A 25,930-nucleotide genomic window follows, 5' to 3' on the forward strand; every position below is an offset into this window, starting at 1 on the left:
GCTATCTTTAAGCGAAAATAAAACGACGCACGTTAGAAAGTTTAAGTTTTCACAACAGTGCGTCGTTGTGTGGAGCGTATTATAGTGATCTGAAAATCCTTTGCAAGTGTTTTTTGCAAAAATTTTGCGAATTCTCTCTGACTGCTTAGTTTTTCAACTGTTTAATTAATTGGGGCAAATCTGCGACACTATCAATCACATAATCCGCCAAGGTTTCCCCCTCCGTAATCGCTTTCCCCGTTCTCACTAACACGTTATACGCCACATTCGCCCCTAAACCGGCTTGCAAATCTTCGATTTTATCGCCCACCATAAAAGATCGGCGAGGATCAATCTTTAATTCCTTAATTGCTTGTTGCAACATTCCCGATTTCGGTTTACGACAATCGCAATCTTGGCGAAACTCCCCATTCCCCTCAGGGTGATGTGGGCAATAATAAATGCCGTCCAAATCCACGCCCCGATCAGCGAGCGACCAATCCATCCATTCGGTTAATTGCAAAAACTGATCTTCGCTAAAATAACCACGCGCAATGCCCGATTGATTCGTGACTACAACCAACAAATAGCCCATCGCTTTCAACGCTTGTAACGCCTCAATACTGCCCTCAATAAATTGAAAATCATCAATTTGATGAACATAGCCATGATCGATATTTAACGTACCGTCCCGATCCAAAAAAATTGCTTTATTCATTTTCTTTTCCTTTTATATATCTGTCCGATTTATCCGCTTATTATCACACAAATATTATAATTGATAACGATATATTCTAAAAAGCCCACGAATAATGATTGACATAGCCATATAGACATCTAAAATAACCGGACGACATTTTTAATCATTTATCAAAGGGCTTATATGATTAAGCTAGAAAATATCACCAAAATTTTTGATAGTGCAGGAAAAAAACTCAAGGCACTAGACAATGTGTCATTACATGTCCCTGCGGGCAGTATTTGTGGTGTGATTGGTGCCTCTGGTGCAGGCAAAAGCACGCTTATTCGTTGCGTTAATTTATTAGAACGCCCAACATCAGGCGCTGTTATTGTTGACGGCAAAGATCTTATGGCGCTAGATGACGCACAACTCATCGCAGAACGCCGTAATATCGGCATGATTTTCCAACATTTCAACCTCTTGAGTTCACGTACGGTCTTTGGCAACATCGCCCTCCCGTTAGAACTTGAAAAAGCGACCCCACAAAAAATTCAACAAAAAGTCACCGCACTTTTAGAATTAGTTGGCTTAACCGATAAAAAAGATGTTTATCCGGCAAATTTATCTGGCGGGCAAAAACAAAGGGTCGCTATTGCACGTGCCTTGGCAAGTGATCCCCATGTATTACTTTGCGATGAAGCCACCAGTGCATTAGATCCGGCCACCACGCAATCGATCTTAAAATTATTAAAAGATATTAACCGCACTTTAGGTATCACTATCTTATTGATTACCCACGAAATGGACGTAGTCAAACGCATTTGCGACCAAGTGGCTGTTATCGACCGTGGTAGTTTAATTGAACAAGGCACGGTGAGCGAAATTTTCTCCAATCCGAAAACCGAGTTGGCACAAGACTTTATTCAAGCTACATTCCAAAACTATTTACCCGAAGAATATTTGGCCTTGCTATCTGACACACCGAAATCTGCGCATTCTTCGCCAATTATTCGCTTTGAATTTACTGGTCGCTCTGTGGACGCACCGTTAATCTCCCAAACTTCACGACGTTTTAATGTGTCCTTTAATATCTTAATGTCACAAATTGATTATGCAGGCGGCACCAAATTCGGTTTTACCATCGCTGAAGTCGAGGGCGATGAAGACGCTATAACCCAAGCAAAAATTTATTTAATGGAAAGCAATGTACGAGTGGAGGTGCTTGGTTATGTGGGATAATTTTATCAACGGCTTTAACAACATCAGCCCCCAAGTATGGCAACTTATTGGCTTAAGCACCTACGAAACCATTTATATGAGTTTCGCCGCTACCCTATTTGCCATTGTATTTGGCTTACCTTTGGGCGTGTGGACATTTTTAACCCAACCACAACAAGCCTTGGCGAATGCTAAAGTCAATCGTGTGTTGGAGGCCGTGATTAATATCGGGCGTTCAATTCCCTTTATCATTTTGTTATTCGACTTAATGCCAGTTACCCGTTTCTTAGTCGGCACGACGCTTGGCACCACAGCATCCATCATTCCCTTAGGTGTATCGGCTATGCCATTTTTTGCACGTTTAACGGCTAACGCTTTAGGCGATATTCCAAGCGGATTAACCGAAACGGCCAAAGCCATGGGAACCAGTGTATGGCAATTAGTCACCAAGTTTTATCTGCCTGAGGCCTTGCCAATGCTGATAAAAGCCACCACGCTCACTCTCGTCACCCTAATCGGCTACTCTGCCATGGCAGGTGCCGTGGGCGGTGGCGGTTTAGGTAATACCGCCATTTCTTACGGTTTACACCGCAATATGCCTTATGTGCTTTGGATCGCCACCATTATCATCGTATTAATCGTGATGATCTGCGAAAGATACGGCAACAAACTCGCTGATCGTTTCGATCATCGTTAATTTAACTTTACTTAATAAGGAACATTCTATGAATTTTAAAAAACTCCTCACCATCACCGCACTTAGCTCTGTTTTTGCGTTAACGGCGTGTAAAGATGACAAAAAACCAGAGGCCGCTGCCGCAGCACAACCTGCGCCACAAACCATCACCGTCGGTGTGATGTCAGGCCCTGAGCATCAAGTCGCCGAAATTGCAGCGAAAATTGCGAAAGAAAAATACAACCTAGATGTGAAATTCGTTGAATTTAACGACTATGCGTTACCAAATCCAGCGGTCAGTAAAGGCGACTTAGACATCAACGCAATGCAACACAAACCTTATTTAGACACAGACACCAAAGCCAACAACATCACTAATCTTGTGATCGTCGGCAACACCTTTGTTTACCCATTAGCGGGTTATTCAAAAACCATTAAAAACGTGTCTGAGTTAAAAGACGGTGCCAAAGTCGCCATTCCAAACGATCCAACCAATGGTGGCCGTGCCTTAATCTTATTAGAAAAACAAGGCTTATTAAAATTAAAAGACAACACTAACTTGGCCTCAACCGTGTTAGACATTGTAGAAAATCCAAAAAATCTACAAGTTGTGCCTGTTGACACAGCCGTCGCTGCTCGTGCTTTAGATGATGTAGATTTAGCCGTGGTCAATAACACTTATGCGAGCCAAGTTGGGTTAACTACCACTGACAACGGCGTTTTCGTGGAAGATAAAGACAGCCCATACGTGAATATCATCGTTGCACGTACCGATAACAAAGACAGCGCAGCGGTACAAAACTTCGTAAAATCTTACCAAACCGAAGAAGTTTACCAAGAAGCGGTAAAACACTTTAAAGATGGTGTGGTGAAAGGTTGGTAAATTAAGAAATATCCTGTTTATGCTAAAGTGCGGTGAAAATTCACCGCATTTTTTGTTAGTAAGATTTTACTTAGTAATAGGCTGTTTTGAGCACCATCAAACCTATTTTTGTGATCTTCATTCCAAAATTGATCATCATTTCTTGTTATTTTCCGCATATTCAACCTACACTGGATACCTGATTAACAAAACAAGGTATCCACATGCAACAACATCCACGCTATATCGATCTCACCACCGACTATGGGTTTAAACGCATTTTTGGTCGAGAAACTAACAAAGATTTATTAATGTCATTCCTCAATGAGCTATTTCAAGGTCGCAAAGTGATCAAAGATTTGGTCTACAATAAAAATGAACACCCAGGCGACATCCCCGAACAAGGCGCCGTTATTTTTGATCTGACTTGCACCGCCGATGATGACAGTCAATTTATTATCGAAGTGCAACGCCGCCATCAAGAACTGTTTAAACAACGTACTATTTATTACGGCGCCAAACTTATCAGTGATCAAGCGCCAAAAGGTCATCGCAGTGACTGGGGCTATGATATTACCGAAGTCTACGTTATCGCCATAATGGACGGTTTCCACTTTTCCAATAAACCCGATTATCTGCACGATATTTGCCTATGCCATCGAAAGACAGGCGAAATTTTTTATGATAAACTGGGCTTTATTTATCTAGAATTGCTAAATTTCAACAAACCTGAAGAGCAGTTAACCACTGACTTAGAACGTTGGTTATTTGTATTAAAAAATATGGCAAAATTAGACAAACTCTCGCCCTATTTACGCAAACCAATCTTCGAAAAGTTATTTAGCATTGCTGAATATACCAGACTCAATAAAGAGGAAAAAGATATGTACGATGTGAGTTTAAAACGCAAATGGGATGAATATGCTATACTTACAACTGCCAAAAAAGAGGGGATAGCACAAGGATTACAGCAAGGGCGTTTGAATACACTTAAAGAAAACGCTAGAAATATGCTTAATCGTGGGTTTGATGTTCAATTAATTTCGGAAGTTTTGGGCTTGCCTGTTGACGAAGTTAAAAAGTTGATGAATTGATATTTCCCGCTACACTCTCTAGCCACAGCATGGCATGGCCATACTTAACCCCATACGCCAGTGTGGGAGCATTACCCTCACAGATAGTGACATAAATAGTGCGGTGAAAAATCTTTTATTTTTTCACCGCACTTTTTGTTTAGGCTCGTTTCATATTCACAAAAAAGCCCCGCAATGCGGGGCTGAAAATGAAACAAACATTAGCTGTTTTGGGTGATTAGAATAATACTCTCACACCAGTTAAGACTTTGTGGTTTTTAAGAAGTTCTTTGCCACCTTGTTTAACTTTACCAGAACCGCCTTCAACATATACTGCAACGAATTTATTGAATTTATGATCTGCACCAATCATCCAACCATTCATTTTCACATTGGCAGCTGCTGAATCAGCTTTTTTCGCTGTACCGAAATAATATTGACCATAGACAGCGTTTTGTGCTGTTACATCATATTTTAAGCCGACTAAGAAACGGTTATTTTTGTGGAATGGACCACCAGCGTTAGCAATAGATTGGAAACCGATGTGAGCTGATTCTCTACCTTTAGTTGCTTTACCGTAAGCCCAGTCAAAACCTAAATGAACAGCTTTGTAGGTTACATCAAAACCAACACCCGCACGTTGTAATTTATATTCATCAACTTTAAGGCCTGTATTAGATTGAGTTACTTCAGTGAAACCAGAACCGAAACGAATAGCTACATCATCACCAAATTTTCCATCATAGAATAAACCTAAGCCATAACCTTGACCTTCATTCCAAGCTGTACCCACAGCGTTTCCATTTGCATCTTTTACGCTTCCTTTACCGCTAGATGTACCATCCTTTTTATTTGAATTACCAAAATAATAGTCAGCAGCTACACGCACACCGCCAAATGGCACAGACATAAATGTAGCGGCTTTTTTGTGCCCATCAAAGAACACGTTACCACCCCATTCATAGGTGTAGTTGGCTTTAGGAATATGGTCACCTAAATGTAATTGACTACCAAAGGTTAATGTACCAATTTTTTTATGAATAAAACCACCATATAAACGATGAGTACGGAAGTTGGCACCGATAGCATCCGCATTACCATTGTTGTTAGAGAAACGTAACTCTACACCACCGTAAGCAGAAATGTCATCCGCTAATTCTTGATAAGCACGTACACGCAAACGAGAACCCACATCGCGCAAGTCAGTACGTTGATCTTTTAAATTTTGTAACTCAAAATGCGCACGTCCATCAATATCAATTTTTGTGCCATCTTTTTGATAAACCACAGTTGCATTTGCAGCGCTAGAAACTAAGGCTGCGACGGCTAGAGCGATAAGTGTTTTTTTCATAATAATGTTTCCTTATTTTGGTTAAGTAACAAATCGATCATTTTCGACTAGAGTTTAGCAAATTGCTTTGCTTTTGAAGTTTTACTTCTTGATGTGAAATTTAAATGAATTATTTTTTTATGTCAATAATAGGGAATTTCACCAGAAAATACAAATTACATATAAATCAATAGGTTATAAAATTCTTCACCATGTTAAAAATGAGATCCAGATCACATTTTTGAAAGAAATTTTATTTTTATGGGAATGCCCCATTTTTATAACAATATGATTTTAAAGGTTATTTATAATATCAAAGACATTCATGGAGAAAATATTCAAAAATAATTTAATATAAAGAAACTTTATTTCAAAATTGTGATCTGGATCACATTTTTTGTGGGAACTTTTTGGGATTTTATAAGAAGTGAGGCGGGAAATAGACTTAAAAATCCCCCATACTGGCGGCGTATGGGGTTAAGCATCGTCACGCCACGCCGTGGCTAGAGAGTACGGCGAGAAACATCAATTTATCAGCTTTTTAATTTCATCCACAGGCAAGCCCAAAATTTCCGAAATTAATTGAACATCAAACCCACGATTAAGCATATTTCTAGCGTTTTCTTTAAGTGTATTCAAACGCCCTTGCTGTAATCCTTGTGCTATCCCCTCTTTTTTGGCAGTTGTAAGTATGGCATATTCATCCCATTTTCGTTTTAAACTCACATCGTACATTTCTTTTCCTCCTTTAACAAAGTGGCCTGTCAATACAGGCCACTTCGAAACAAAATTAATGCTGTAATTTTCGAACATCTTCTATAGGTAAGTTCAGATACTGAGAAATGGTCGCCACATCAACCCCAAGGTTGAGCATATTTTGGGCGTTTTCCTTAAGCGTATCCAAACGCCCTTGCTGTAATCCTTGTTCTAATCCTTGCCGTATTCCTCTTGTTTCAGCAGAGGTAAGCAAGGAATATTCATCCCATTTGCGTTTTAAACTGACGTCATACATTTATCTTCCTCCTTTAACATAGTGGTCTGTCAATACAGGCCACTTTGAAACAAAATTAATGCTGTAACTTTCGAACATCTTCTATGGGTAAGTTCAAATACTGAGAAATGGTCGCCACATCAACCCCAAGGTTAAGCATATTTCTGGCGCTTTCCTTAAGCGTATCCAAACGCCCTTGCTGTAATCCTTGTTCTAATCCTCGTTGTAATCCTTGCCGTATTCCTCTTGTTTCTGCAGAGGTAAGCAAGGAATATTCATCCCATTTGCGTTTTAAACTCACATCGTACATGTTTTTTTCCTCTTTATTGAGTCTGGTATATTCAGCAAAATAGATTGGTTTGCGTAAATAAGGCTAAAAACACAGTATTTTTAGCCCTATTTGAAACCACATCAATTCATCAAACTCTTAATTTCATCTACAGATAAACCCAAAACTTCCGAAATTAATTGAACATTAAACCCACGATTAAGCATATTTCTAGCGTTTTCTTTAAGTGTATTCAAACGCCCTTGCTCTATTCCTTGTTGTATTCCTTGTTGTATTCCCTGTTCTAATCCCTGTTCTAATCCCTGTTGTAATCCTTGCCGTATCCCCCTCGTTTCTGCAGAGGTAAGCAAGGAATATTCATCCCATTTGCGTTTTAAACTCACATCGTACATATCTTTTTCCTCTTTATTGAGTCTGGTATATTCAGCAATGCTAAATAACTTTTCGAAGATTGGTTTACGTAAATAAGGCGAGAGTTTGTCTAATTTTGCCATATTTTTTAGTACAAATAACCAACGTTCTAAGTCCGTGGTTAATTCTTCTTCAGGTTTGTTGAAATTTAGCAATTCTAGATAAATAAAACCCAGTTTATCATAAAAAATTTCGCCTGTCTTTCGGTGGCATAGGCAAATATCATGCAGATAATCGGGTTTATTGGAAAAGTGGAAACCGTCCATTATGGCGATAACGTAGACTTCGGTAATATCATAGCCCCAGTCACTGCGATGACCTTTTGGGGCTTGGTCGCTGATAAGTTTGGCGCCATAATAAATAGTACGTTGTTTAAACAGTTCTTGATGGCGTCGTTGTACTTCGATAATAAATTGGCTATCGTCATCGGCGGTACAAGTCAGGTCAAAAATAACGGCACCTTGTTCGGGGATGTCGCCTGAGTGTTCATTTTTGTTATACACCAAATCCTTGATCACTTTGCGGCCTTGAAATAGCTCATTGAGAAATGACATTAATAAATCTTTGTTAGTTTCTCGACCAAAAATACGTTTAAAGCCGTAGTCAGTGGTGAGATCGATATAGCGTGAATGTTGTTGCATGTGGATACCTTATTTTGTTAATCAGGTATCCAGTGTAGGTTGAATATGCGGAAAATAACAAGAAATGATGATCAGTTTTGGAATGAAGATCACAAAAATAGGCTTAATAATGCTCAAAACTGACTATTTTGCTCTATTGAATATCTTTATCAAGAAGTACGCTTTACAAAGTAAAAGCAGTTGATTTTATGTATTGAAAACATTACAATATACTATAATAAAGGAGTATAAATGAATGTAATAAAACAAACCGATGATTTTAAGAAATGGTTTAAATCCATGAAAGATCCCATTGCAAAAATTTTAGTCACCAAACGGATTGAAAGAGCAATATCTGGGAACTTTGGCGATCATAAATCGATTAATGATGGTGTGTATGAAATGCGTATTGATACAGGGAAAGGCTATCGAATTTACTATGCCAAAGCTGGAAATATTGTTTACATATTGCTTAATGGTGGGGATAAATCAACACAGCAATCGGATATTGAAAAAGCAAAAACAATCTGGACAGAAATTAAAACCGGTAAATTAATAATATAGAGGATAACTTAAATGACAGTTGAACATATTGATATTTCTCCCGAAATGATTGAAAAATACGGTATTACTGATTTTGATGCGGCAGAATACTTAGATAGCGATGAACTCATTGCCTTATATCTTTCTGAAACCTTAAAAACAGGCAATGATGAAGAATTTATACAAGCACTAAATACGATCGCAAGAGCAAAGGGAATGAATGAATTAGCCAAAAAAGCGGGGATTGGCAGAGAGAGTTTATATCAAACCTTATCTTCTAGCAAACCTCGCTTTGAAACGGTGAGAAAAATTCTTGCCGCTTTAAATATTGAACTGGTCCCAACCGTAAAAGCAGCGTAATACCACATCAAGACATTGCTTGATATAACATATCTAACCCCATACGCCAGTATGGGGAAATGTTACTTCCCAATACAAAACGAACTAAAAATATTCCCCAATAAATCATCTGAAGTAAATTGGCCCGTGATTTCGCTTAAATGGGTTTGCACAAGGCGGAGTTCTTCGGCCAGTAATTCACCGGCGTAGAATTGTGTCAGTTGAGTATGACCTTGTTGTAAATGTTCGGCGGCTTTTTCTAAGGCCTCTAAATGACGGCGACGGGCTAAGAATCCGCCCTCGGTACTGGTTTGATAACCCATGGCTTGTTTTAAATGTTCACGCAGTAAATCAATGCCTTGTTGATTGCGGGCAGAAAGGCGAATAACCGTATAGCCGTTTTCTTCGCTTAAACCAGTGATTTCACCGCTTAAATCGGTTTTATTGCGAATTAAGGTCACGGGAATATTGGACGGCAATTTCTGCAAAAATGCCGACCGCACTTTGTCGAGATCTGTCTGTTCGGTGCTATCTAACATCAAAAGAATACGGTCAGCCTGTTCCATTTCGGTCCAAGCTCGGTGAATCCCGATACGTTCCACTTCATCCGTGGCGTCACGTAACCCTGCGGTATCAATAATATGTAATGGCATGCCGTCAATATGAATATGCTCTCGTAACACATCTCTTGTGGTGCCTGCAATATCAGTCACAATCGCAGCCTCACGGCCTGCTAAGGCATTGAGCAAACTGGATTTACCCGCATTAGGACGCCCTGCGATCACCACTTTCATGCCCTCACGTAAAATCGATCCTTGCTTGGCCTCTGCTCGCACGTCGGCGAGTTGTGCAATGATTGCATTGAGTTTGTTCTCAATTTTTCCATCGGCCAGAAAATCAATTTCTTCATCAGGAAAATCAATGGCGGCCTCTACGTAAGTGCGTAAATAAATCACGTCATCCACTAATTGATTCACCTTGTTGGAGAATTCCCCTTGCAGGGATTTTAAAGCGGAACGTGCAGCTTGTTCCGAGGTGGCATCAATGAGATCCGCAATGGCCTCGGCTTGGGCGAGATCGAGTTTATCGTTTAAAAAGGCTTGTTCAGAAAATTCCCCAGGGCGAGCTAAACGTACACCAGACACTTGTAAAATCCGTTTCAGCAAGAGATCCAACACGACTTGCCCACCATGGCCTTGCAATTCCAAGACATCTTCACCAGTAAAGGAATTCGGGGATTGGAAAAATAAGGCAATGCCCTGATCTAATACCGTGCCGTCCTCGTCTTTAAAAGGCAGATAATTGGCGTAGCGAGCTTTGAGCGTTTTGCCCAACACGGCTTGCGCCACATTCATGGCCAAGGGACCGGATATACGCAAAATCCCTACGCCACCACGCCCAATAGGGGTAGCCTGAGCGACAATGGTGTCTTTAAGTGCGGTGTTTTTTAGATTATTTTCAGTGGTCATGCTCTTTTCCCTAAAATAAAAGGTATCTCTCGATACCTTTTATCGTCATTTCAATACGGATTACTTACGAGAATGTAACCCTTTTTTCTCTAATCCACGATAAATCAACTGTTGTTGCGCAATAGTGATCAAGTTTGATACTAACCAATATAACACCAAGCCTGATGGGAACCAGAGGAAGAATACGGTGAAAATCACTGGCATAAAGGTCATCACTTTTTGCTGCATTGGATCGGCCACTGGGGTTGGCGACATTTTTTGTAATAGGAACATAGAAGCACCCATTAACAATGGCAAAATGTAATACGGATCTTGTGCCGATAAGTCTTGAATCCAACCGAAGAATGGTGCATGGCGGAGTTCTACCGCCTCCATAAAGGTCCAGTATAAGGCAATGAAAATTGGCATTTGTACAAGAATCGGTAAGCAACCGCCCATTGGGTTGACTTTTTCTTCTTTATACAATTTCATCATTTCTTGGCTCATACGTTGACGATCGTCGCCAAAACGCTCACGCATTTCTTGCATTTTCGGTTGCAACATACGCATTTTTGCCATGGAGGTGTATTGTGCTTTGGTAAGCGGATATAACAAGCCTTTTACAATAAGGGTTACGCACATAATGGCCACGCCCCAGTTCACCACAATACTTTGAATAAAGGTGAGTAATTTAAACAATGGTTTGGCAATAAACCATGCCCAACCGTAGTCTACGGTTAAGTCAAGGTGGTTTGCTACGTCGCCCATTTTATTTTGTAATTTTGGACCGGTCCAAAGTTTGCTCGTAATGGTATTGCTTGCGCCCGCAGGGATGGTGACTACTGGACCACGATAACCGATAAAGCCCATGCCATTATTGGTGCTGGTGTAAAGTTGATTATCCGCATCTTGATTTGGGACCCAAGCGGAGACGAAGTAATGTTGTAACACAGCAACCCAACCCGCTTTGGTGTTAATCGCAAGGTTGTTTTTACCCATTTCTTCAAAACTGTATTTTTTATAGTTGGTTTCAGAAGAAGAATAAGCGCCGCCAGTATAGGTTGGCATGGCCATATTGCCTGAATTTTCCACTAAAGTGTGTTTTAACTGGCCGTAAGGTTGTACTTCAATCGCACTGTCGCTGTTATTTTGAATGTCATAATTCACTTCCACATCATATTCGCCACGTTTTAATACGAATACTTTACGATAAATCACGCCATTTTGCTCAAAGGTTAATGGTACACGCAATTCATTTTGCCCGTCAGCCAAGGCGAAGTTATCACCCTCCACTTGGTAAGCTGCACGGCCCGCTGCACTGTCAATACCATTTTTACCCACTAAGCCACTTTGTGCAACATAGGTTTTATTGGCATTATTTTCTAACAATACTAAACGATCTTGGCTATTTAATTCAGCAGCATAATCCAATAGGCTACTGGCCACCACATCACCGCCCAGCGTATCCACTTTTAAGCTGAATACGTCATTGGTTAAGGTGATCACACGACCTTGAGCGGCGACATCCACTGTAGAAGATGAGGCAGTGGCACTGCTAGGCGTATCATGCGATACGGTAGAAACGGTGGTTTGTTGGGCCACGGGTTTAGGTGCTTTGTCGATTTCCCATTGTTGATAAACAAGGAACGAAATAAACAATAGAGCAAGGGCTAATAAGCTACGACTAGAATTCATCAGTTGTTCTCTTTATGGTTATTGTTATCATTTTTTGGTGGAACAGGATCGAATCCACCAGCATGTAAAGGATGACATTTTAATATACGTTTGAGCGTAAGCCAACCCCCTTTTGCAGCGCCGTGCGTTTTTATTGCCTCAATGCCATAGCAAGAACAAGTTGGCACAAAACGACAACGTGGCCCCAACAGCGGACTGATCACGATTTGATAAACACGAATCAGTTTGATGAGAATTTTTTCGCCAAACGAATGTGACGCTGCCATAATTTATCCAAAGTGTGGGTTAAGGTTGGGTTATCCAATTTGCCAATGCCTGCTTTGGCCACAATCACAAAATCATAATCTGGTAAGCTATGTTGCAACAAACGAAAACTTTCACGGCTTAAACGTTTAATCCGATTACGATCATGGGCACGTTTCAAATGTTTTTTTGGCACAGCCAGACCTAAACGGGGATGTTGTAAGCTATTTTTGCGAGCAAGAATGGTGATTTCAGGTGCAGAGGCACGTAGCGGCTCTTGAAAGACGTATTTGAAATGTTCGGGAGTTAACAAACGTAACTCCCTAGAAAAGTTTAGCTTAATCACGCAATAGCGTCAGAATTAAGCTGATAAACTTTTACGACCTTTAGCACGACGACGGGCTAAAACTTGACGGCCGTTTTTCGTTGCCATACGTGAACGGAAACCGTGCGTACGACTACGTTTTAATACAGAAGGTTGAAATGTACGTTTCATATTAAAATTTACCTAAATCAAAAATGGTTATTGATCGCTTTATTCACAAATGCGTAGCAAAAGCGAACAAAACACAAATTACTTGAAAACAAGGTTGTTCAAAGTTATCTAAAATAAGGAACGAGATTTTACTCATAAAATCAGCGTTCGTCAAATGGAAATCAAGTCACGCTTGGTTAAAGTTGCATCCATTATCTGCTTTATTTCTGCAACTACTTGATTTCTCGCTATAAAAAGCCCCTAAAAAAGAGTAGGCAAATTATACGGATTTTCATAAAAATCTCAAGCAATTTTTTTGATCCTTTTATGAAGATCTTTGTGCGTTTTTATTGTAGAATTAAGCTAATTTGAACCGCACTTTTCCGCTAGCATCTTAGCATTAGAATATAATTAACTGATATTAAAACAAAAATGAAAACCGACTTATCCACTTTATGGCCACAATGCCTTTTGCAATTACAGGATCAAATTTCCTCCAATGACTTTAATATGTGGTTGCGTCCGTTGCAAGCGGATGTCAATCAGGATAATTCCATCACTTTATACGCCTCCAATGTGTTTATTAAAAATTGGGTGGAAAGCCATTATATGGAAAAAATTATCCCGCTTATGCAACAATTAAGCCAGAATCCGCAGTTAGTGGTGAAATTACAAGAGGGTTCACGCCCGACACCTAAATCGCAGACGGCGAATGCCCATGGTTCTGCACAAAGTGCGGTGGAAAATGCCGGTGTTTCTGAACAAGGCGGTTTTCGTTCTAATTTAAATCCGCATTATGTATTTGAAAATTTTGTTGGCGGTAAATCCAATCAATTAGCCCGTTCAGCGGGTTTAAAAGTGTCCAAACAGCCGGGGGATTCCTTAACCAATCCGTTATTTTTATACGGCAGTACAGGCTTGGGAAAAACCCACTTATTGCACGCTATCGGCAATGCTATTTTGGCAGATAACCCTAATACTCGCATTGTGTATATCCATTCCGAACGCTATGTGCAAGAAATGGTAAAAGCCTTAAAAACCGAACGTTTAGAACAATTTAAGAAATTTTACCGCTCCCTTGATGTGTTGCTGATTGATGATATTCAATTTTTCGCAGGCAAAAGCGGCACGCAAGAAGAATTTTTCCACACCTTTAACTCTTTATTTGAGGGCGGTCGACAAATTATTTTAACCTCTGATCGTTTACCGAAAGGCATTGAGAACTTTACCGAACGCTTAACCTCTCGCTTTGGTGTTGGGCTGACTTTACAAATTCAACCGCCTGAATTGGAAACCCGTATTGCGATTTTGCTGAAAAAAGCCGAGGAAAAAAAACTTAATTTACCGGAAGAAGTGGCGTTTTTTATTGCGGAAAGATTACGCACCAATGTGCGTGATTTAGAGGGCGCCTTAAACCGAGTGCAAGCCTATGCCGAATTTACTGGCAAACCGATTACACGTGATTTTGCTGAAGAAACCTTGAAAGATATTTTGGCGTTACAAGAAAAATTGGTCACCATTGAAAATATTCAAAAAGTGGTGGCGGAATATTACCGCATTAAAGTGTCGGATTTAAAATCCAAGAATCGTGCACGTTCCGTCGCTCGACCACGCCAATTAGCCATGGCGTTAGCCAAAGAATTAACCAACCGAAGTTTGCCAGAAATCGGCAAAGCCTTTGGTGATCGGGATCACACAACTGTATTACATGCCTGTCGTAAAACCGTTGAATTACGGGAAACCGACAGCAATATTGAAGAAGATTGGGTCAATTTAAACCGCACGTTATCGGCCTAAAAAAGGGAGAATCACTATGCAACTGATTATTTCACGAGAAGAGTTATTAAAACCATTGCAACAAGTTTGTGGTGTGTTAAGCAATCGCCCGAATATTCCAGTGTTAAACAATGTGTTACTGCAAATTAACGGCAACCGCCTCACCATTACGGGGACAGATCTCGAAGTGGAACTGTCCACGCAAGCGGTTCTACAACATCAGGCGGAGGGCGATTTCACCATTCCCGCCCGAAAATTCTTGGACATTTGTCGCAGTTTGCCAGAGGGCGCAACCATTACCGTGGATTTTGAAGAAGATCGTGCGTTAGTCCGTTCTGGTCGCAGTAAATTTAATTTAACCACCTTCCCCGCAGAGGAATACCCGAATTTAACCAACTGGCAATCGGAAGTGGAATTTACCGTGACCCAAAGCATTGTGCGTCGTTTAATTGATGCCACCCAATTTTCCATGGCGAACAATGACGCCCGTTATGCCTTAAACGGCATGAAATTGGAAACCGAGGGCAATTTGTTGCGCACTGTGTCTACTGACGGCCATCGTTTAGCGGTTTGCACCATTCCATTGGAGCAAGAACTGCAAAATCATGCCGTGATTGTGCCACGCAAAGGCGTGCAAGAACTGGCCAAATTACTTGAACCAAATAGCGAAGAACCTGCGCATTTGCAAATTGGCACCAATAATTTACGGGTACAATTAGGCAACGTGATCTTCACCACCAAATTAATTGATGGCCGTTTCCCTGATTACCGCCGTGTGTTGCCACGCAATGCGGATCGCATTTTAGAGGGCGATTGGGAAACCTTAAAACAGTCTTTTGTGCGTGCCGCCATTTTGTCGACAGAACGGGTTCGCACTGTGCGCTTACAACTAAGCGAAAATCAATTACGCATTTTGGCCTCCAATCCAGAACACGAAGAAGTGGAAGAAATCTTAGACGTGTCCTATCAAAGCGAGGAGATGGAAGTGGGATTCAATGCGAGCTATATTTTAGACGTATTGAATGCGTTGAAATGTAAACGGGTGCGCATGCGGTTAATTGATGCCTCATCAAGCTGTTTAATCGAAGATTGCGAAAACAGCCAAGCCGAATACGTGATAATGCCAATGCGGCTGTAAAAATGCCAGAAAAATAGACCGCACTTTATGGCTATCTCTCGTCTGATTATTGAAAACTTTCGTAATTTTAGCGCCGTGGATCTGGAATTTGACCACGGCTTTAACTTTCTGATCGGCAATAATGGCAGCGGTAAAACCAACTTATTAGAAAGCCTGTTTTATTTAGGGCATGGTCGTTCGTTCAAAAGCAATGTCACCACACGCATTATTCGCTATGATCAACCGCATTTCACCTTACACGGGCGCATTCAAGAACAGCAACATCAATGGTCGGTAGGGTTACAAAAACAGCGCAAAGAGGGCAATACCATTGTCAAAATTAACGGTGAAGATGGCAATAAAATTGCCGATCTGGCCCATTTATTGCCCATGCAAATTATCACGCCCGAGGGATTAACCCTGTTAAATGGTGGGCCAAGCTATCGCCGAGCGTTTTTAGATTGGGGCTTGTTCCACCACCAAGCAAGTTTCCATGCGGCTTGGTCGGCCTTAAATCGGTTACTCAAACAACGCAATGCGGCGTTGCAACAAACCTACAATTATCAAGCCTTAAAGATTTGGGACATTGAACTATCAAAACTTGCCCATCAAGTGACCCAATGGCGAGCCGAATACGCCCAAGCCTTAACCCCCGCCATTGCGCAAACTTGCCAATTATTTCTGCCAGAATTGGACATTCAACTGAGTTTTCATCAAGGTTGGGAAAAAGACAAGGATTATGCTGAGACATTAAGCGAGAATTTTACCCGAGATAAGCAAATCGGTTACACGGTTTCTGGCCCGCAAAAAGCGGATTTTCGTTTCAAAGCGAACGGTTTACCGGTGGAAGATGTGCTTTCTCGTGGCCAACTAAAATTATTGATGTGTGCCTTGCGATTGGCACAAGGCGAGCATTTAATGCAACAGAAAAACCGCCATTGTATTTTCCTGATTGATGATTTTGCCTCGGAGTTGGATGAAATTAAGCGATCATTATTAGCCCAACGCCTACAACAAAGCCAATCACAAGTGTTTATCACTGCCATCACCACCGATCAACTGGCTCAAATGCAAGTAGAAAAATACCGCAGTTTTGGGGTGAGTGCGGGAAATATCAGCCTGTTAAACGCCTAAACTGCGGTGATTTTTTTCCTCTTTTTTCGCTATTCTTCCCGTTGCAAAATCTGCTGAATTTCCACCATGGTTTCTTGATCGTGCTCCAAGGTAATTTTGACCATTTCTTTATTTTGGAATTTATGTTTAAAGCTCGGATCATAAACTTCAGCCATTAAGCGAGTACGGTGGCGATCACGGTGGTAATAGCAATCGCTGATTTCTCGGGCTTTTTCTTCCTCCACACCCAATTCTTCTAGCGCATAACGGCCGATACGCACGGCGGAATCAAAGACTTCACGGATTTGGCGATCAGCGCCTTGTTGATAGAGTTCGTACACATGGAACAGGTCATTCGCTCGAGCCAAAATGCGAATCGTCGGGTTCATTTTGCGTGCCAGTTCCACCACATGTGAGGCTTTTTCTCGATTGCCCGAGGTTACAATCAACATTTCCGCATTCTCAATGCCAGCATGGTGCAAAATCTCGGGGCGTTCGGCATTGCCATAATAGGCTTTAATGCCCAATTTTCGCATGCCAGAAATAATTTCTTCATCACGATCAATCACAGTGACCGCATAGCCTGACATGGTTAACATGCTGTTGACCACTTGTCCTACTCGACCGAATCCGACCAAAATAATCGGGTGTTTTTCATCAATCTGATCATGCTCCCGTTCTTCTTGCGAACCGATAAAACGAGGTTCGATATATTTCTTATGCAACAAAATCAATAGCGGACTTAACACCATAGACAACACTACAATGGCCACGCCATTGGCCTGTTGCTCTGGGGTGATAACATGTTGGTTGGCCGCTGCAGCAAATACCACAAAAGCAAATTCACCGCCTAAAGCCATAATAAAAGCACGTTCCAACGCCACCGCATTGCTACTTCGGGTGAAACGTGCAGCGAGATAAATACCGATACCGTTCACCGACATCAAGGCAAGCACACTCAATAAAATAAAGCCAAAATTATGCAACACCAAGTCTAAATCTAACGACATGCCGACGCCCAAGAAGAACAGCCCTAATAATAGGCCACGAAAGGGTTCAATATCGGCTTCAAGTTGATGGCGAAAACTGGAGTTAGATAATAACACGCCCGCAATAAAAGCCCCCATGGCGGCAGACAGTCCACTGGCCTCCATTAATAGGGCAGCGCCTAATACCACAAGCAAGGCAGCAGCTGTCATCATTTCACGTAATTTGGTGCGAGCGAGAATGCGGAATAAGGGGTTCAACAGCCACACGCCAGCGACCACTAACATGGTAAGAGAACCCGTGCCAATCGCCAGATTTTCCCACAGTGGCTTGCTGACGTGTTTATCAATAGGGGATAAAAATGCCACAATCGCCAAGATTGGCACAATTAAGAGATCTTCAAACAACAAAATGGAAATCATTTTCTGGCCACTTTGGCTGCTCATTTGACCACGCTCGGCGAGGACCTGCATAATGATTGCGGTGGAATTTAGCACAAACCCTGCGCCAATCACAAAGGCCGTTTGCCAAGCGAAATCTAATAAGTAAATTCCCACCAACATCAGCAACGCCCCACACAGGCTGACTTGTAACGTCCCTAAGCAAAAGATTTGGCGGCGCAAGCCCCAGAGATGGGAGGGTTTCATTTCTAAGCCGATAATAAACAGGAACATCACCACGCCCAGTTCTGCTACGTGGATAATTGAATTAGGATCGCTAAATAACTGTAAACCAAAGGGGCCTATCGCCAGCCCTGCGGCCAAATAACCGAGTACAGAGCCTAATCCTAGCCGTTTAAATAAAGGTACCGCCAACACAGCAGCGCTCAATAACACCACGACCTGAACTAATTGATTGGCACTTTCTGCTGCCGCCATCATTTCCCCCATCATCAATCATATAAAAAAGCCGAGCATAATAGCGCTCGCTTAACATCACTACGGACTATCATACAAAAAAGTGCGGTGAAATTCACCGCACTTTTCGATCTTTTTGGCGTTTTTGCCGAAAATCGGTTTATTTTTGGCTACATACCGCAATAAAATTCAATTTCTTTTCTGGATCGTTAAACACTTTGAACATTTTCTTAAAGGTTTCCCGATTTTCTGATTTCATGGCATTCGACACAATGCGTAATGCCCCCAATAAGCCCTCATCATGAATCATGCCTTTCGGGGATAACAAACTCATGTCACCATGGAAACTGTCTACATTACGAAAACCGCTGTCTTTAAATAATTGCGTCCAATCCTCACGGGTCAGCGGTGTGACAGTAATATTAATCGCCTCTCGCAACTGCTTAATAACAGGTTCGGCCTCGGTAGTCGTCAGCATGACATCATGGGTTAATAAAAATCCATTTGGCTTAAGCACACGAAAATATTCTTCTACCGCTTTCATTTTCGCTTGCACTGGCAACATGGTGAGCATGGCCTCATTAATCACGATATCAAAGGTATTATCTTCAAAAGGTAACTTCATGGCATTGGCACGTTGCACGTGGATTTTATCCTGTAAGCCATTGGCCTCAATATTCTTTTGAGCTTTTTCCAAAGCCACTTCGTCCAAATCCACGCCCTCAATCTGACAACCAAATTGTTTAGCCAATCCAATAGCGGTGGTCCCCATATTACAAGCCACTTCAAGCACTTTTTTATTCGCATCAAAATCGCCATTGGCAATCAACCAATCGGTGGCTTTTTTGCCGCCGGGGCGCAGGCGGGTTTTACCTAAACGGGCTAAGAAATTATGTCCAACTTCGTCTTTTTTCATGTGAAGATCCTCAATTAAAATACTTGACTTAATATATCAGATTTTAGCCGATTATCCATAAAAAAATGCGGTGAAAAACACCGCACTTCTAAGCTATCTTAAATCACTGTATGTGTTCACCATACACCACAATGGTTTTACCATGTGCAGTAATCAAATGTTCATCTTCTAACATTTTCAAAATACGGCCCACCGTTTCTCGGGAACAACCCACCATTTGTCCGATTTCTTGGCGGGTAATTTTAATCTGCATGCCCTCCGGATGGGTCATGGCCTCGGGCATTTTGGCGAGATTTAACAGGGTTTGTGCAATGCGGCCGGTCACATCTAAAAACGCTAAATTTTTCACCTGTTGTGAAGTGGTTCTCAAACGTTTGGCCAATTGTCCGGCTAAAATCATCAAGACTTCCGGATTCACTTGCACTAACTGGCGGAATTTTTTATAGGAAATTTCTGCCACTTCACAAGTGGTTTTAGCGCGAATCCAAGCAGAACGGACTTCATCTTCTTTAAATAATCCTGCCTCACCAAAAAAATCGCCTGAACTTAAATAGGTCAATAACATTTCTTTGCCGTCTTCGTCTTTGGTCGATACTGAGGCGGATCCCCGAATCAAATAATATAAGGTTTCGGCTTTTTCTCCCGCATAAATCATGGTGGTTTTCATCGAATATTTATGAATATGACAATGAGAAACGAACCACTCTACCGTGGGATCGAGTCGATGTGTAATTTTCTTTTCTTGTTGGGGTTCAACTTGCTGTACTACTTGTTCTGACATAAATAACCTCTTTGTCCTAATCGCTGCTAGGCTTTGCTATCTCCCCTGCCGTGCCTTGAGATAAACAAACCTAACGCAGAAAATCCTTTTTATTTTTAATATCAATGGTTTCATGTAACTCTGACCAAACAATAACCACTTTTTCTTGTCGAATTTGATCGAGTAAATTTTCTGTTTTTTGTGCGAGCGATAATTCTTCAATCCCGTAATCAGTGCCTTCTCGCAAAATAAAACTTTCGACGAGATTAATCAGCGTGTCTTCTTCAATCTCTTGCCAAGGAATAATCATGCCAATATCCTAAGCGAATAATGGCTCGATTAATTGCCATTGCTGTTCAAAACTTTGATTGACGCTACGGCGAAAATTGGTCCGTACATAACGCATAAATTGCCCCTCGCAAAAGGTCACTAAATAGCTTGCGATAGTACGTTCATCTACCGCAAAAACACGCCCCTCACGCAATTTCCGCATTTGTAAAATATTCACAAATTGCAATTCAAGACGGTCAAAAAATTGAGCAACACGCGCCTGTAATTGGGCATCTTCAAACATCAGTGCATGACCAGTTAACACGCGTGTCATGCCAGGATTTTTACGCGCAAAATCTAAGATCATCTGTAAAATATCACGCACACGATTCAGCGTGTTCGTTTCCAATTTAGTGGATTGCGAAATACGGATAAATAAGTTCTGTTCAATGTTCTCAATTAATGCCTCGAACATTTTCGTTTTGCTCGGGAAATAACGATATAATGCAGCCTCCGACACCCCCACCGCCTCTGCAAGTCGTGCTGTGGTCATGCGTTCCATGCCTCGTTCAGAATGCAACATGCTGGCCAACACCGCTAATACTTGTTGGCGCCGCTCTTTAACGCTGCGTTTTTCAATTTTGGGTGCCGATTGCTCCACCACAACAGGTTCAAGATCGGCAATTTCCAACTGTTCTACCATTATTGCTTACCTGAATGTCCAAAACCACCTTGGCCTCGGTCAGTTTGAATGAAGTCTTCTACAAGATTAAATTCCGCTTGCACCACTGGTACAAACACGAGTTGCGCAATGCGATCACCCACTTCAATTTTAAACGGTTGATCACCACGATTCCACATAGAAACCATTAACGGTCCTTGATAATCGCTGTCGATCAAGCCGACTAAATTACCCAAGACAATCCCATGTTTATGGCCTAAGCCAGAACGTGGCAAAATCACCGCTGCTAAATTTGGATCGGCAATATAAATGGACAAACCTGTTGGAATCAGTTTGGTTTCACCCGGTTGAATTTCGATGCTTTGTTCTAACAACGCCCGTAAATCTAAACCCGCAGATCCCGAAGTGGCATAGCTGGGTAATGGAAAATCTTGGCCAATTCGGCTGTCTAAAATTTTTACATCAATTTTTTTCTTATTTTGCATGGTATCTCTCAATGATTTTGTTGACGACTTGTTGTGCTAATTTTGCTTTACTTGTTTCTGGCAAGGCGATGGAACCCTTGGCCCAATACAGGGTTAACGCATTGTTATCTTGGCCAAAAACTTGTCCGTTTGACACATCATTGGCACAAATCATATCTAATTTTTTACGCACTAATTTATCTTGCGCATACTGGGCAACTTGCTGCGTTTCCGCTGCAAACCCCACGGTAAACGGGCGATGTTCGGTTAAATGCCCCACATCCGACACAATATCTGGATTTTTAATTAAGCGAAGTTGCATTTCATCGCCAGACTTTTTAATCTTCTGTTCAGCAATCTCAGCAACACGATAATCCGCCACTGCAGCGCAAGCAATAAAAAGGTGATTTTTCACCGCACTTTCAAGGGCGACTTGCCACATTTGTTGAGCAGACAGCACATCAAGGCGTTTCACCTTGGCGGGCGTTGGCAGATTCACAGGACCACTAATTAACGTGACATTGGCCCCTCGTTGAACAAAGGACTCGGCCAGTGCAAAGCCCATTTTGCCTGAGCTGTGGTTACTAATATAACGTACAGGATCAATGGCCTCTTGGGTTGGGCCTGCAGTAATCACCACATTCAACCCGACTAAATCTTGCGAAACAGTAAAATGGTTTTCAATCGCCGTGAAAATTTCATGGGGTTCCGACATCCGTCCATATCCTACATCGCCACAAGCCTGTTCGCCCGCATTGGGGCCAATAAACTGCATACCACGTTGGCGTAAAGCGTGAATATTTTGTTGAGTGACAGATTGCGCATACATACGCTGATTCATGGCGGGCGCCAATAAAATCGGGGCGGATATGGCTAGACAAAGGGTGGAAAGCAAATCATTGGCCATGCCCACATTCAGTCGTGCGATAAAATCCGCACTGGCGGGGGCAATCACAACTAGTTCCGCCCATTTGGCTAATTCAATATGCCCCATGGCTAATTCGGCTTGCGGATCCAGTAACGATTGCGACACAGGATTGCCAGAAATGGCTTGCAAAGTTAGCGGGGTAACAAATTCTGCGGCTGCTGGCGTAAGAACCACTCTGACTTCGGCCCCAACTTTACGCAATAAACGAATCAATTCAATGGTTTTATAAGCAGCAATACCGCCTGTTATTCCCATTACAATACGTTTATTTTGCAATGTTGTCATTGTTAGTCCCCTTTCACATCATTAGATGCTCATTCTACTTCAATTTCCGCAAATAAAAAACTGTATTTTGTGATCTGCATTCCAAAATTAAACAAAATTTCTCGCTTTCTCGCCAAAATAATTGCAAAGTGCGGTGCAAATAAACCCCATTCTTAGGAATGATAAATGGAAAACGCTGTTTTAATGCCTCGAGAAAAATTACTCCAATTTGGCGCAACCGCTTTAAGCGATGCGGAATTACTGGCGATTTTCTTACGCACGGGCATCAAAGGTTGCCCCGTTACACAACTTTCCCATGCGGTGATTCAACATTTTGGGTCATTACGAGGCCTCATTTCTGCCTCTCAACAACAATTTTGTGCGTTCAAAGGCATTGGCATTACCCAATTTATCCAACTGCAAGCCTGCACCGAAATGACCAAACGCTATTTATTGCAGGAAATGCAATTTTCCCATACGTTCAACGAGTCTGAAACCGTTCGCCTCTATTTACAAGCGGAAATGGAACAATATGAACGAGAAGTTTTTTTAGTCCTTTTTCTTGATGGGCAACATCGCTTAATCAAACAAGAAGACATGTTTTTCGGTAGCGTCCGATCCGCCAGTATTCATCCCCGAGAAATCATTAAAACCGCCTTATATTGCAATGCTGCGGCCCTTATTTTGGCACATAATCACCCATCAGGTTTGGCAGAACCGAGCCATTCCGATCGATTAATTACCGCAGAAATTCAACAAGCCGCCAAATTAATGGATATTCAAGTGTTGGATCATTTTATTATTGGCAAAGGCGGCTATTTTTCCTTTGCAGAAAAGTGCATTTTATAGGATCATGTCTGCCATGAGGGCAAAATCTTACGTCTTTTTTACAGAAAATGTATTTTTTCCTTGAGAAAGTCGAATTATGTGAGTATAATTCACAGCCTTTAATATAGTAAGCGGGTCGGTAACGAGCGACCTGACGAGGTAGCTATCAAGGCTTTCCTTGAAATTGTATCCGAACCGTAAGCTCGAGCTTATATTTAATTATTGGAGTTTTATTATGTCTAGAGTCTGTCAAGTAACAGGCAAGCGTCCAGCCGTTGGTAACAACCGCTCGCACGCATTGAATGCGACTCGTCGTCGTTTTCTACCAAACTTACACACTCACCGTTTTTGGGTTGAGAGTGAAAACCGTTTCGTGACTTTACGCTTAACAGCGAAAGGTATGCGTATTATTGATAAAAAAGGCATTGATGCAGTATTAGCTGAAATCCGTGCTCGTGGCGAGAAAATCTAAGGAGCTAAAACATGGCAGCTAAAGGTGCTCGTGAGAAAATTAAATTAGTTTCAACCGCTGAAACTGGTCATTTCTACACAACAACAAAAAACAAACGTAATATGCCTGAAAAAATGGAAATCAAAAAATTTGATCCAGTGGTGCGTAAACACGTTGTTTATAAAGAAGCGAAAATCAAATAATTTCGTTTTTACAGAATCAAAAACCCGACTTGTTCGGGTTTTTTTATAACCCTCACACCCTCACCCTAGCCCTCTCCCAAAGGGAGAGGGAATAGTTTAAAGAATTTTATTTTTGTTCATCTAAAATTGTCCCCTCTCCCTTTGGGAGAGGGCTAGGGTGAGGGTAAAAGGAAAACAATATGCCCGAATTACCCGAAGTGGAAACCGCTAAAAATGGTATTGCTCCTTACCTGACTGGTTTTACTATTGAAAAAATCATTGTTCGCCAACCCAAATTACGCTGGCCAATTTCGCCTGAACTCGGTCAACTTTCTCAAGTAAAAATCACCGCACTTTCACGCCGTGCTAAATACCTAATTATTCACACGGAAAAAGGCTTTATTATTGGGCATTTAGGTATGTCAGGATCAGTTCGTATTGTGCAAAAAAATGATCCGATAGAAAAACACGATCATCTGGATATGGTGATAAACAACGGCAAAATTATGCGTTATAACGATCCACGTCGTTTTGGGGCATGGCTTTGGACGGATAATTTAGATGAGTTTTATCTTTTTATGAAACTCGGGCCTGAACCGCTTTCCGATCAATTTACTGCCGATTATTTGTTTAAAAAATCTCGCAAAAAATCCACCGCACTTAAAATCTTTCTGATGGATAATGCGGTTGTGGTCGGCGTTGGCAATATTTATGCCAACGAAGTGTTATTTCAATGTGGACTTCATCCGCAAAAATTAGCTAGCACAATTACAAAAAAACAAGCCGAATTGCTAGTGACGACCATTAAAAAAGAGCTACTACGTGCCATTGAACAAGGTGGTACCACGCTAAAAGACTTTCTGAAACCTGATGGCAAACCCGGTTATTTTGCTCAAGAACTTCAAATTTACGGCAAGGCAGGGAAAAACTGCCCAAACTGCGGTGCAAAAATTGACAGTTTAGTGATTGGGCAGCGAAATAGTTTCTTCTGCCCGAAGTGTCAGAAAAAATAGTAGATTGTTATTCCCTGACTTTTTGATTAAAATACCCTTAATTTCTAAAGGAATATAGGACAGATTATGGCGAACTGGAACGGCAAGTACATCAGCCCTTATGCAGAACACGGTAAAAAAAGCGAGCAAGTTAAAAAAATCACGGTATCTATTCCGATTAAAGTATTGGAAATTTTAACCAATGAACGCACTCGTCGCCAAATTAAAAACCTACGTCATGCCACTAACAGCGAATTATTGTGCGAGGCCTTTCTACACGCTTTTACTGGACAACCATTACCCACTGACGAAGATTTACTGAAAGATCACAATAATGAAATCCCAGAACACGCCAAAGCAATTATGCGTGAATTGGGGATTGAGCCGGATGAATGGGAATATTAATTTATATTAAGGAAATAATTATGCTAGCCAACAGCCAACAGCCAACAGCCAACAGCAGCATCGG

At 41.5% G+C, this 25,930-nt stretch carries 32 protein-coding genes; 14 read left to right on the top strand and 18 right to left on the bottom strand.

Annotated elements, in window-relative coordinates:
- Nucleotides 1-145 precede the first annotated feature (145 nt).
- On the bottom strand, nt 146-697 hold the full coding sequence (gene gmhB, locus ACTG7L_RS07750) for a D-glycero-beta-D-manno-heptose 1,7-bisphosphate 7-phosphatase (RefSeq protein ID WP_439328083.1): 552 nt from the start codon (nt 695-697) through the stop codon (nt 146-148).
- A gap of 165 nt (nt 698-862) precedes the next feature.
- Between gmhB and metN the strand changes: the two genes are divergently transcribed.
- From metN to ACTG7L_RS07770, 4 genes are all read left to right on the top strand, one after another.
- Entirely contained in the window at nt 863-1,900 is a 1,038-nt protein-coding gene (gene metN / locus ACTG7L_RS07755) for a methionine ABC transporter ATP-binding protein MetN (RefSeq protein WP_439242857.1), read from the top strand.
- Complete coding sequence (locus ACTG7L_RS07760) at nt 1,890-2,576, top strand: methionine ABC transporter permease (protein WP_439328084.1); 687 nt, start codon at nt 1,890-1,892, stop codon at nt 2,574-2,576. The genes metN and ACTG7L_RS07760 overlap by 11 nt, the downstream gene beginning before the upstream one ends.
- 28 nt (nt 2,577-2,604) lie before the next feature.
- Entirely contained in the window at nt 2,605-3,438 is an 834-nt protein-coding gene (locus ACTG7L_RS07765; protein WP_439328085.1) for a MetQ/NlpA family lipoprotein, read from the top strand.
- 203 nt (nt 3,439-3,641) lie between these two features.
- A complete protein-coding gene (locus tag ACTG7L_RS07770; RefSeq protein WP_439328086.1) occupies nt 3,642-4,511 on the top strand; it encodes an Rpn family recombination-promoting nuclease/putative transposase in 870 nt (289 codons plus the stop codon).
- A gap of 217 nt (nt 4,512-4,728) precedes the next feature.
- Here the strand turns inward: ACTG7L_RS07770 and ACTG7L_RS07775 are convergent, their stop codons facing one another.
- From ACTG7L_RS07775 to ACTG7L_RS07795, 5 genes are all read right to left on the bottom strand, one after another.
- Nucleotides 4,729-5,841 (bottom strand): porin, encoded by a 1,113-nt coding sequence (locus tag ACTG7L_RS07775; RefSeq protein ID WP_439328087.1) that lies wholly within the window; start codon nt 5,839-5,841, stop codon nt 4,729-4,731.
- A gap of 504 nt (nt 5,842-6,345) precedes the next feature.
- Entirely contained in the window at nt 6,346-6,555 is a 210-nt protein-coding gene (locus ACTG7L_RS07780) for a hypothetical protein (RefSeq protein WP_439328088.1), read from the bottom strand.
- A 55-nt stretch (nt 6,556-6,610) separates the two neighbouring features.
- The gene (locus tag ACTG7L_RS07785; protein ID WP_439328089.1) at nt 6,611-6,832 is read right to left on the bottom strand and encodes a hypothetical protein; all 222 of its coding nucleotides are present in this window, start codon (nt 6,830-6,832) and stop codon (nt 6,611-6,613) included.
- Nucleotides 6,833-6,887: 55 nt separating this feature from the next.
- Nucleotides 6,888-7,121, bottom strand: a complete 234-nt coding sequence (locus tag ACTG7L_RS07790; RefSeq protein ID WP_439242841.1) for a hypothetical protein — start codon at nt 7,119-7,121, stop codon at nt 6,888-6,890.
- Nucleotides 7,122-7,222: 101 nt separating this feature from the next.
- On the bottom strand, nt 7,223-8,152 hold the full coding sequence (locus tag ACTG7L_RS07795; protein WP_439328090.1) for an Rpn family recombination-promoting nuclease/putative transposase: 930 nt from the start codon (nt 8,150-8,152) through the stop codon (nt 7,223-7,225).
- 231 nt (nt 8,153-8,383) lie between these two features.
- Here ACTG7L_RS07795 and ACTG7L_RS07800 point away from each other — a divergent pair, with 231 nt between their 5' ends.
- A complete protein-coding gene (locus ACTG7L_RS07800) occupies nt 8,384-8,695 on the top strand; it encodes a type II toxin-antitoxin system RelE/ParE family toxin (RefSeq protein ID WP_439328091.1) in 312 nt (103 codons plus the stop codon).
- 12 nt (nt 8,696-8,707) lie between these two features.
- Nucleotides 8,708-9,034: an addiction module antidote protein gene (locus ACTG7L_RS07805; RefSeq protein ID WP_439328092.1), complete on the top strand. Its 327-nt coding sequence runs from the start codon at nt 8,708-8,710 to the stop codon at nt 9,032-9,034.
- Between the two features lie 62 nt (nt 9,035-9,096).
- Here ACTG7L_RS07805 and mnmE read toward each other — a convergent pair whose 3' ends face one another.
- Genes mnmE through rpmH form a run of 5 tightly spaced genes read right to left on the bottom strand, consistent with a single transcriptional unit; the run spans nt 9,097 to nt 12,895 of the window.
- Nucleotides 9,097-10,482: a tRNA uridine-5-carboxymethylaminomethyl(34) synthesis GTPase MnmE gene (gene mnmE / locus ACTG7L_RS07810; RefSeq protein WP_439328093.1), complete on the bottom strand. Its 1,386-nt coding sequence runs from the start codon at nt 10,480-10,482 to the stop codon at nt 9,097-9,099.
- Between the two features lie 60 nt (nt 10,483-10,542).
- Nucleotides 10,543-12,156, bottom strand: coding sequence for a membrane protein insertase YidC (gene yidC, locus ACTG7L_RS07815; protein WP_439328094.1), 1,614 nt, complete (start codon nt 12,154-12,156; stop codon nt 10,543-10,545).
- On the bottom strand, nt 12,156-12,422 hold the full coding sequence (yidD, locus tag ACTG7L_RS07820; protein WP_439256934.1) for a membrane protein insertion efficiency factor YidD: 267 nt from the start codon (nt 12,420-12,422) through the stop codon (nt 12,156-12,158). Before yidD ends, yidC begins: the two co-directional genes overlap by 1 nt.
- Nucleotides 12,377-12,745 (bottom strand): ribonuclease P protein component, encoded by a 369-nt coding sequence (gene rnpA, locus ACTG7L_RS07825; protein ID WP_439242831.1) that lies wholly within the window; start codon nt 12,743-12,745, stop codon nt 12,377-12,379. Before rnpA ends, yidD begins: the two co-directional genes overlap by 46 nt.
- Before the next feature lie 15 nt (nt 12,746-12,760).
- Entirely contained in the window at nt 12,761-12,895 is a 135-nt protein-coding gene (rpmH, locus tag ACTG7L_RS07830) for a 50S ribosomal protein L34 (RefSeq protein WP_439242829.1), read from the bottom strand.
- A 411-nt stretch (nt 12,896-13,306) separates the two neighbouring features.
- Between rpmH and dnaA the strand changes: the two genes are divergently transcribed.
- Genes dnaA through recF form a run of 3 tightly spaced genes read left to right on the top strand, consistent with a single transcriptional unit; the run spans nt 13,307 to nt 16,901 of the window.
- Nucleotides 13,307-14,671, top strand: coding sequence for a chromosomal replication initiator protein DnaA (gene dnaA, locus ACTG7L_RS07835; protein WP_439328095.1), 1,365 nt, complete (start codon nt 13,307-13,309; stop codon nt 14,669-14,671).
- Nucleotides 14,672-14,687: 16 nt separating this feature from the next.
- Complete coding sequence (gene dnaN, locus ACTG7L_RS07840) at nt 14,688-15,788, top strand: DNA polymerase III subunit beta (RefSeq protein ID WP_439328096.1); 1,101 nt, start codon at nt 14,688-14,690, stop codon at nt 15,786-15,788.
- A gap of 27 nt (nt 15,789-15,815) precedes the next feature.
- Complete coding sequence (recF, locus tag ACTG7L_RS07845; RefSeq protein ID WP_439328097.1) at nt 15,816-16,901, top strand: DNA replication/repair protein RecF; 1,086 nt, start codon at nt 15,816-15,818, stop codon at nt 16,899-16,901.
- 29 nt (nt 16,902-16,930) lie between these two features.
- Here the strand turns inward: recF and ACTG7L_RS07850 are convergent, their stop codons facing one another.
- The 7 genes from ACTG7L_RS07850 to coaBC form a co-directional block, all read right to left on the bottom strand.
- On the bottom strand, nt 16,931-18,745 hold the full coding sequence (locus tag ACTG7L_RS07850; RefSeq protein ID WP_439328098.1) for a monovalent cation:proton antiporter-2 (CPA2) family protein: 1,815 nt from the start codon (nt 18,743-18,745) through the stop codon (nt 16,931-16,933).
- A 139-nt stretch (nt 18,746-18,884) separates the two neighbouring features.
- Nucleotides 18,885-19,640, bottom strand: coding sequence for a class I SAM-dependent methyltransferase (locus tag ACTG7L_RS07855; protein ID WP_439242819.1), 756 nt, complete (start codon nt 19,638-19,640; stop codon nt 18,885-18,887).
- Between the two features lie 103 nt (nt 19,641-19,743).
- On the bottom strand, nt 19,744-20,421 hold the full coding sequence (gene crp, locus ACTG7L_RS07860; RefSeq protein WP_439328099.1) for a cAMP-activated global transcriptional regulator CRP: 678 nt from the start codon (nt 20,419-20,421) through the stop codon (nt 19,744-19,746).
- Between the two features lie 70 nt (nt 20,422-20,491).
- Nucleotides 20,492-20,710, bottom strand: coding sequence for a YheU family protein (locus ACTG7L_RS07865; RefSeq protein WP_439242815.1), 219 nt, complete (start codon nt 20,708-20,710; stop codon nt 20,492-20,494).
- Between the two features lie 9 nt (nt 20,711-20,719).
- Complete coding sequence (gene slmA, locus ACTG7L_RS07870) at nt 20,720-21,376, bottom strand: nucleoid occlusion factor SlmA (RefSeq protein ID WP_439242865.1); 657 nt, start codon at nt 21,374-21,376, stop codon at nt 20,720-20,722.
- The gene (gene dut / locus ACTG7L_RS07875; RefSeq protein WP_439328100.1) at nt 21,373-21,837 is read right to left on the bottom strand and encodes a dUTP diphosphatase; all 465 of its coding nucleotides are present in this window, start codon (nt 21,835-21,837) and stop codon (nt 21,373-21,375) included. The genes slmA and dut overlap by 4 nt, the downstream gene beginning before the upstream one ends.
- On the bottom strand, nt 21,827-23,029 hold the full coding sequence (gene coaBC, locus ACTG7L_RS07880) for a bifunctional phosphopantothenoylcysteine decarboxylase/phosphopantothenate--cysteine ligase CoaBC (protein WP_439328101.1): 1,203 nt from the start codon (nt 23,027-23,029) through the stop codon (nt 21,827-21,829). The genes dut and coaBC overlap by 11 nt, the downstream gene beginning before the upstream one ends.
- Nucleotides 23,030-23,194: 165 nt before the next feature.
- Between coaBC and radC the strand changes: the two genes are divergently transcribed.
- The 5 genes from radC (at nt 23,195) to metJ (ending at nt 25,866) form a co-directional block, all read left to right on the top strand.
- Nucleotides 23,195-23,857 (top strand): RadC family protein, encoded by a 663-nt coding sequence (radC, locus tag ACTG7L_RS07885; protein ID WP_439242810.1) that lies wholly within the window; start codon nt 23,195-23,197, stop codon nt 23,855-23,857.
- 214 nt (nt 23,858-24,071) lie between these two features.
- Nucleotides 24,072-24,308 (top strand): 50S ribosomal protein L28, encoded by a 237-nt coding sequence (rpmB, locus tag ACTG7L_RS07890; protein ID WP_005599762.1) that lies wholly within the window; start codon nt 24,072-24,074, stop codon nt 24,306-24,308.
- Between the two features lie 11 nt (nt 24,309-24,319).
- Nucleotides 24,320-24,490, top strand: coding sequence for a 50S ribosomal protein L33 (gene rpmG, locus ACTG7L_RS07895; RefSeq protein ID WP_077464092.1), 171 nt, complete (start codon nt 24,320-24,322; stop codon nt 24,488-24,490).
- 179 nt (nt 24,491-24,669) lie between these two features.
- Nucleotides 24,670-25,482 carry a bifunctional DNA-formamidopyrimidine glycosylase/DNA-(apurinic or apyrimidinic site) lyase gene (mutM, locus tag ACTG7L_RS07900; protein ID WP_439328102.1) on the top strand — a complete coding sequence of 271 codons (813 nt, stop codon included), beginning with the start codon at nt 24,670-24,672 and terminating at the stop codon, nt 25,480-25,482.
- Nucleotides 25,483-25,548: 66 nt separating this feature from the next.
- Nucleotides 25,549-25,866, top strand: a complete 318-nt coding sequence (metJ, locus tag ACTG7L_RS07905; RefSeq protein ID WP_439242806.1) for a met regulon transcriptional regulator MetJ — start codon at nt 25,549-25,551, stop codon at nt 25,864-25,866.
- Nucleotides 25,867-25,930: the final 64 nt, after the last annotated feature.

This window comes from Lonepinella sp. BR2357, from assembly GCF_051851525.1.
Classification (GTDB): Bacteria; Pseudomonadota; Gammaproteobacteria; order Enterobacterales; family Pasteurellaceae; genus Lonepinella.

What these genes read in the sequence shown, in the direction of transcription:
- gmhB (WP_439328083.1), bottom strand. Translation starts at nt 697, where the DNA reads ATGAATAAAGCAATTTTTTTGGATCGGGACGGTACGTTAAATATCGAT.
- metN (WP_439242857.1), top strand. Translation starts at nt 863, where the DNA reads ATGATTAAGCTAGAAAATATCACCAAAATTTTTGATAGTGCAGGAAAA.
- ACTG7L_RS07760 (WP_439328084.1), top strand. Translation starts at nt 1,890, where the DNA reads ATGTGGGATAATTTTATCAACGGCTTTAACAACATCAGCCCCCAAGTA.
- ACTG7L_RS07765 (WP_439328085.1), top strand. Translation starts at nt 2,605, where the DNA reads ATGAATTTTAAAAAACTCCTCACCATCACCGCACTTAGCTCTGTTTTT.
- ACTG7L_RS07770 (WP_439328086.1), top strand. Translation starts at nt 3,642, where the DNA reads ATGCAACAACATCCACGCTATATCGATCTCACCACCGACTATGGGTTT.
- ACTG7L_RS07775 (WP_439328087.1), bottom strand. Translation starts at nt 5,841, where the DNA reads ATGAAAAAAACACTTATCGCTCTAGCCGTCGCAGCCTTAGTTTCTAGC.
- ACTG7L_RS07780 (WP_439328088.1), bottom strand. Translation starts at nt 6,555, where the DNA reads ATGTACGATGTGAGTTTAAAACGAAAATGGGATGAATATGCCATACTT.
- ACTG7L_RS07785 (WP_439328089.1), bottom strand. Translation starts at nt 6,832, where the DNA reads ATGTATGACGTCAGTTTAAAACGCAAATGGGATGAATATTCCTTGCTT.
- ACTG7L_RS07790 (WP_439242841.1), bottom strand. Translation starts at nt 7,121, where the DNA reads ATGTACGATGTGAGTTTAAAACGCAAATGGGATGAATATTCCTTGCTT.
- ACTG7L_RS07795 (WP_439328090.1), bottom strand. Translation starts at nt 8,152, where the DNA reads ATGCAACAACATTCACGCTATATCGATCTCACCACTGACTACGGCTTT.
- ACTG7L_RS07800 (WP_439328091.1), top strand. Translation starts at nt 8,384, where the DNA reads ATGAATGTAATAAAACAAACCGATGATTTTAAGAAATGGTTTAAATCC.
- ACTG7L_RS07805 (WP_439328092.1), top strand. Translation starts at nt 8,708, where the DNA reads ATGACAGTTGAACATATTGATATTTCTCCCGAAATGATTGAAAAATAC.
- mnmE (WP_439328093.1), bottom strand. Translation starts at nt 10,482, where the DNA reads ATGACCACTGAAAATAATCTAAAAAACACCGCACTTAAAGACACCATT.
- yidC (WP_439328094.1), bottom strand. Translation starts at nt 12,156, where the DNA reads ATGAATTCTAGTCGTAGCTTATTAGCCCTTGCTCTATTGTTTATTTCG.
- yidD (WP_439256934.1), bottom strand. Translation starts at nt 12,422, where the DNA reads ATGGCAGCGTCACATTCGTTTGGCGAAAAAATTCTCATCAAACTGATT.
- rpmH (WP_439242829.1), bottom strand. Translation starts at nt 12,895, where the DNA reads ATGAAACGTACATTTCAACCTTCTGTATTAAAACGTAGTCGTACGCAC.
- dnaA (WP_439328095.1), top strand. Translation starts at nt 13,307, where the DNA reads ATGAAAACCGACTTATCCACTTTATGGCCACAATGCCTTTTGCAATTA.
- dnaN (WP_439328096.1), top strand. Translation starts at nt 14,688, where the DNA reads ATGCAACTGATTATTTCACGAGAAGAGTTATTAAAACCATTGCAACAA.
- recF (WP_439328097.1), top strand. Translation starts at nt 15,816, where the DNA reads ATGGCTATCTCTCGTCTGATTATTGAAAACTTTCGTAATTTTAGCGCC.
- ACTG7L_RS07850 (WP_439328098.1), bottom strand. Translation starts at nt 18,745, where the DNA reads ATGGCGGCAGCAGAAAGTGCCAATCAATTAGTTCAGGTCGTGGTGTTA.
- ACTG7L_RS07855 (WP_439242819.1), bottom strand. Translation starts at nt 19,640, where the DNA reads ATGAAAAAAGACGAAGTTGGACATAATTTCTTAGCCCGTTTAGGTAAA.
- crp (WP_439328099.1), bottom strand. Translation starts at nt 20,421, where the DNA reads ATGTCAGAACAAGTAGTACAGCAAGTTGAACCCCAACAAGAAAAGAAA.
- ACTG7L_RS07865 (WP_439242815.1), bottom strand. Translation starts at nt 20,710, where the DNA reads ATGATTATTCCTTGGCAAGAGATTGAAGAAGACACGCTGATTAATCTC.
- dut (WP_439328100.1), bottom strand. Translation starts at nt 21,837, where the DNA reads ATGCAAAATAAGAAAAAAATTGATGTAAAAATTTTAGACAGCCGAATT.
- coaBC (WP_439328101.1), bottom strand. Translation starts at nt 23,029, where the DNA reads ATGACAACATTGCAAAATAAACGTATTGTAATGGGAATAACAGGCGGT.
- radC (WP_439242810.1), top strand. Translation starts at nt 23,195, where the DNA reads ATGGAAAACGCTGTTTTAATGCCTCGAGAAAAATTACTCCAATTTGGC.
- rpmB (WP_005599762.1), top strand. Translation starts at nt 24,072, where the DNA reads ATGTCTAGAGTCTGTCAAGTAACAGGCAAGCGTCCAGCCGTTGGTAAC.
- rpmG (WP_077464092.1), top strand. Translation starts at nt 24,320, where the DNA reads ATGGCAGCTAAAGGTGCTCGTGAGAAAATTAAATTAGTTTCAACCGCT.
- mutM (WP_439328102.1), top strand. Translation starts at nt 24,670, where the DNA reads ATGCCCGAATTACCCGAAGTGGAAACCGCTAAAAATGGTATTGCTCCT.
- metJ (WP_439242806.1), top strand. Translation starts at nt 25,549, where the DNA reads ATGGCGAACTGGAACGGCAAGTACATCAGCCCTTATGCAGAACACGGT.